The organism is Falsiroseomonas oryziterrae (assembly GCF_021864505.1).
Classification (GTDB): Bacteria; Pseudomonadota; Alphaproteobacteria; order Acetobacterales; family Acetobacteraceae; genus Falsiroseomonas; species Falsiroseomonas oryziterrae.
Map to the genome: position 1 here is coordinate 1 of NZ_JAKJIB010000321.1, position 4722 is coordinate 4722.

At 72.4% G+C, this 4722-nt stretch carries 4 protein-coding genes; all 4 read left to right on the forward strand.

All coding sequences use genetic code 11. From position 1 onward, the window contains the following. The first annotated feature begins 154 nt into the window (after positions 1 to 154). Positions 155 to 1639, forward strand: a complete 1485-nt coding sequence (gene glpD / locus L2I40_RS19225; protein ID WP_237216797.1) for a glycerol-3-phosphate dehydrogenase — start codon at positions 155 to 157, stop codon at positions 1637 to 1639. A 75-nt stretch (positions 1640 to 1714) separates the two neighbouring features. Then, positions 1715 to 2698, forward strand: coding sequence for a Bug family tripartite tricarboxylate transporter substrate binding protein (locus tag L2I40_RS19230; RefSeq protein WP_237216798.1), 984 nt, complete (start codon positions 1715 to 1717; stop codon positions 2696 to 2698). A 146-nt stretch (positions 2699 to 2844) separates the two neighbouring features. Then, positions 2845 to 3954 carry a 5-methyltetrahydropteroyltriglutamate--homocysteine S-methyltransferase gene (locus L2I40_RS19235; RefSeq protein ID WP_237216799.1) on the forward strand — a complete coding sequence of 370 codons (1110 nt, stop codon included), beginning with the start codon at positions 2845 to 2847 and terminating at the stop codon, positions 3952 to 3954. A 103-nt stretch (positions 3955 to 4057) separates the two neighbouring features. Then, a partial coding sequence (locus L2I40_RS19240) for an MFS transporter (protein ID WP_237216800.1) occupies positions 4058 to 4722 on the forward strand: 665 nt, incomplete at its 3' end.

Genomic DNA, 4722 nt, shown 5'->3' on the forward strand with positions numbered 1-4722 from the left:
CGGCAGGCCGGCCGGCGCTGGCCGCCGAGGCGCGGCGCGAGGTCGCGGCGCTGGGGCGCCGGTGACCGGCGCAGGGCGACAGGTCGCACGAGCCATGGCATAAGCGCTGCATGCAAGTCAGAGGGAACGGCAGCGTGCCGGCGCATCGGATCTGATGCCCGACCGGTTCGACATCCTTGTCATCGGCGGCGGCGTGAACGGCGCGGGCATCGCGCGCGACGCGCAGGGTCGCGGCTTCTCCACCTGCCTGGTCGAGCGCGGCGACCTGGCCGGCGCGACCTCCTCGAACAGTTCCAAGCTGATCCATGGCGGGCTGCGCTATCTGGAGCAGTACGAGTTCCGCCTGGTGCGGGAAGCGCTGGCGGAGCGCGAGGTGCTGCTGCGCATCGCGCCGCACATCGTCTGGCCGATGCGCTTCGTGCTGCCGCACCGGCCGGAGATGCGACCGCGCTGGGTGATCCGCGCGGGCCTCTTCCTCTACGACCACCTCGCCCGTCGCGTCAGCCTGCCGGGCGCCGAAGGCGTGCCGCTCTCGCGCCACGCCTGGGGCGCGCCACTGAAGGCCGAGATCACCGACGGCTTCGCCTATTCGGATTGCTGGGTGGAGGACAGCCGCCTCGTCGTCCTGAACGTGCGCGACGCCGCCGCGCGCGGCGCCGAGGTGCTGGTCCGCACCGCCTTCGCCGGCGCCGAGCGCGGCCCGGATGGCTGGACCTGCCGGCTGGTGGCCGAGGACGGCACGGAGCGCCAGGTCCAGGCGCGCGCCCTGGTCAACGCCGCCGGCCCCTGGGTGATGGAGGCGCAGGACGCCGCCCGCGCCCGCGCGCAGGACCGCGTGCGCCTGATCCGCGGCAGCCACATCGTGCTGCCCGCGCTCTACGAGGGCGAGCAGGCCTATATCCTGCAGAACGACGACCGCCGCGTGGTCTTCGTCATTCCGTATGAGGGCCGCTTCTCCCTGGTCGGCACCACCGACGTGCCGCATGAGGGCGACCCGCGCGCGGCGCACTGCACGCCGGAGGAAGCCGCCTATCTCTGCGACGCGGTGGGCCGCCAGTTCCGCCGCAGGCCCGATCCGGCCGAGATCGTCTGGACCTATTCGGGCGTGCGCCCGCTGCATGACGATGGCGCCGACAACCCCTCCGCCGTCACGCGCGACTACGTGCTGAAGACCGATGCGCCGGCCGGGCAGGCGCCGGTGCTGACCGTCTATGGCGGCAAGATCACCACCTATCGCCGCCTCGCCGAGGATGCGGTGGCGCAGATCGGCGCGGCACTCGGCCGCGAGGGCACCGCCTGGACCGACGGCGCGCCGCTTCCGGGCGGCGAGTTCGGCGGCCGCACGCTCCCGGAGTTCGAGGCGGAGATGGCGCGCCGCCATCCCTGGCTCGAGCCCGCGACGCTGCGGCGCCTGGTGCGCGCCTATGGAAGCGACCTCGACGCGCTGCTCGGCGGCGCGAGCGGGCCGAATGCGATGGGCGAGGCGTATGGCGCCGGCTTCACCGAGCGCGAGCTGGATTGGCTGGTCGCGAAGGAATGGGCGCGCACGGCCGATGACGTGCTCTGGCGCCGCTCGCGCCTCGGCCTGCACATGCCGCAAGAAGGGCAGGAGCGGCTGCGGCGGCGCATGGGCGGCTAAGCCCCGACGCCGCGGCCTTGCATGCAGGGCCGCACATCCCCTAATCGGCGCGCAGCCGAACCGGGAGCGAACGCCATGACCCTTCACCGCCGAACGGCGCTGACCCTGCTTGCCGCGCCCGCGCTGCTCAGCGCCGCGGGCGCCCGGGCGCAGGAAGCCTATCCGAACCGCGGCATGCGCTTCATCGTCCCGGTCGCCGCCGGCGGCTCGGCCGACGCCCAGGCCCGCGTGGTCGCGCAGCGCCTGGCCGAGCGCTGGGGTCAGCCGGTGGTGGTGGAGAACCGGCCCGGCGCGAACGGCATCGTCGCCGCCCAGGCCTTCCTGCAGACGCCGCCCGACGGGCACACGGTCTTCGCGACGCCCTCCGGGCCGATCGCGATCAACCCGCATCTCTATCGCCGGCTGCCCTACGACCCGTTCCGCGACTTCGCGATGACGTCGCTGATCAGCGTGATTCCGTTGGTGCTGGTCGTGCAGCCCTCGCTGCCGGCCAACAACCTGCAGGAGTTCCTCGCACTCTCGCGGCGCATGGGAGACCAGCTGAAATTCGCCTCCGCCGGCATCGGCACGCCCTCGCACCTGACCATCGCGATGACGCGCGCGATGGGACGCGGCGGCGAGGCGACGCATGTGCCCTTCGGCGGTTCGGCGCCGGCGCTGACCTCGCTGGTGGGGGGGCAGACCATGGCGATGTGGGACGCCGCCTTCTCCGCCGCGCCCTTCGTGCGCGACGGCCGGATGAAGGCGATCGCGGTGGCGCATACCGAACGCCTCGCGCTCCTGCCCGACGTGCCGACGACGGTGGAGCAGGGCGTGCCCGACCTGATCTCGGCCACCTGGATGAGCCTCGCGGTGCATGCCGCCACACCGGCCGATCGCGTGCGACGCCTCGCGGCGGAGGTCGATTCGATCCTCCGTGTCCCCGAGCTGCGCGAGATGCTGGCGGCGCAGGGTGCCATCGTGCGCGGCGGCACCGCGGAGGAGTTCCTCCAGTTCGCGCGCGCCGAATCCGAGAAGTGGGGCAGGCTGGTGCGGGAGACGGGGGCGACCGCCGACTGAGACCCGCCGGCCCGCGTTGCATGCAATGACGGCGTGATGGTATGCGGCCCGCCGGGAGCGATCCCGGCGGGCCGTCGCGTTTCCGCGCGCCGCCGGCTTGTCTCCCCGCCCGCTGCATGCAGCGCGGCCAAATCAGAGGAGCGCCCATGCCCGGCACCGTGCCCCCCTTCCGCGCCGACCACGTCGGCAGCCTGCTCCGCCCGATCCCGCTCCGCGACGCGCGCGCCGCGCGTGCCGCCGGCACGCTTTCGGCCGAGGCGCTGCGCGAGACCGAGGACCGCTTCATCCGCGAGGTGATCGCGGAGCAGAAGGCGATCGGGCTGAAGGCGGTGACCGACGGCGAGTATCGCCGCGCCTTCTGGCATTTCGACTTCCTCGCCGGCCTCGGCGGCGTCGAGATGTACGAAAGCGACCAGGGCATCCAGTTCCAGGGCGGCCAGACCAAGGCTTATGGCCTCAAGGTCACCGGTCGCATCCACTATGCCGGCCATCCCTTCGTGCGCGACTTCGCCTTCGTGCGCGACAACGCCGGCGGCGCCGTGCCGAAGATCACCATCCCGAGCCCGTCGGTGCTGCATTTCCGCGGCGGCCGCCGCGCGGTGGACACGCACACCTATCCCGAGATGGACGGCTTCTTCGCCGATCTCGGCACCGCCTATGCCGCCGCCGTCGATGACTTCGCCAAGGCCGGCTGCCGCTACCTGCAACTCGACGAGGTGAACATCGCCTATCTCTGCGATCCGGAGCAGATCGCCGGCCTCAAGGCGCGCGGCGAGGAGACCGAGGGGCTGCTGCAGAAATACGCCGCGCTGATCAACCAGGCGATCGCCGACCGGCCGAAGGACATGGTCGTCTCCATGCATCTCTGCCGCGGCAATTTCCGCTCCATGCACATCGCCTCCGGCGGCTACGACCCGGTCGCCGAGGTGCTGTTCAACGGGATCGGCGTCGACGCCTATTTCATGGAATACGACGACGAGCGCTCCGGCAGCTTCGCGCCGTTGCGCTTCCTGCCGAAGGGCAAGACCGTCGTGCTCGGCCTCGTCACCTCGAAGCGCGGCGATCTCGAGACCAAGGACCTGCTGAAGCGTCGCATTGAGGAAGCGGCGAAATACGCGCCGCTCGACCAGCTCGCGATCAGCCCGCAATGCGGCTTCGCCTCGACCGAGGAAGGCAATGTGCTGACCGTCGAGGAGCAGTGGGCGAAGCTGCGCCGCTGCGTCGAGGTCGCCGAGGAGGTCTGGGGCAGCCTGTAAAGCCGCGGCGGCGGGGATGAGCGCGCGGGGTTGACCCCCCGCGCCTTCGGCCCCGACCATGCGGCATGGCTGACAGGGCAGAGCGCGCCGCCGGTCGCGCATCGTGAGTGCGCCGCAGGAGGGCACGCGGCGCGTGGTGGTCGCGCTCGGTGCGGCGCAGACGCTCGCCTGGGCGTCCTCCTATTACCTGCCGGCGATCCTCGCCGCGCCGATGGCCGCCGAGTTTGGCCTTTCCTCGTCCTGGATCTTCGGCGCCTTCTCGGGCGCGCTGGTGCTGTCCGCGCTGCTCGGGCCATGGGTCGGCCGCGCGATCGACCGCCGCGGCGGCCGCGACGTCCTGGTGCTCTCGAACCTCGTGCTCGCCGCGGGCCTCGCGCTGCTCGGCGCGGCGCCTGGTCTATGGGCCGTGGTGCTGGGCTGGGTGCTGCTCGGCATCGGCATGGCGCTCGGCCTCTACGATGCGGCCTTCGCGACGCTCGCCGGGCTCTATGGCCGCGCGGCGCGCGCGCCGATCACCGGCATCACGCTGATCGCCGGCTTCGCGAGCACCGTCGGCTGGCCGCTCTCGGCGGTGATGGAGGAGATGTGGGGCTGGCGCGGCGCCTGCCTGGCCTGGGCGGCGCTGCATCTCGTCATCGGTCTGCCGCTCAACCGGCTGCTGGTCCCGCAGGCGCCGCCGCCCGAGAAGCTCGCCGCGGCCGAGGGCGAGGCCATGCCCGCGCCGCGCTTCGCGATGCCGGTGCTGGCCTTCGTCTTCGCCGCCACCTG

Bases quoted from the DNA above. Each gene is read 5' to 3' on its own strand.
- glpD (WP_237216797.1), top strand. From the start codon at position 155: ATGCCCGACCGGTTCGACATCCTTGTCATCGGCGGCGGCGTGAACGGC.
- L2I40_RS19230 (WP_237216798.1), top strand. From the start codon at position 1,715: ATGACCCTTCACCGCCGAACGGCGCTGACCCTGCTTGCCGCGCCCGCG.
- L2I40_RS19235 (WP_237216799.1), top strand. From the start codon at position 2,845: ATGCCCGGCACCGTGCCCCCCTTCCGCGCCGACCACGTCGGCAGCCTG.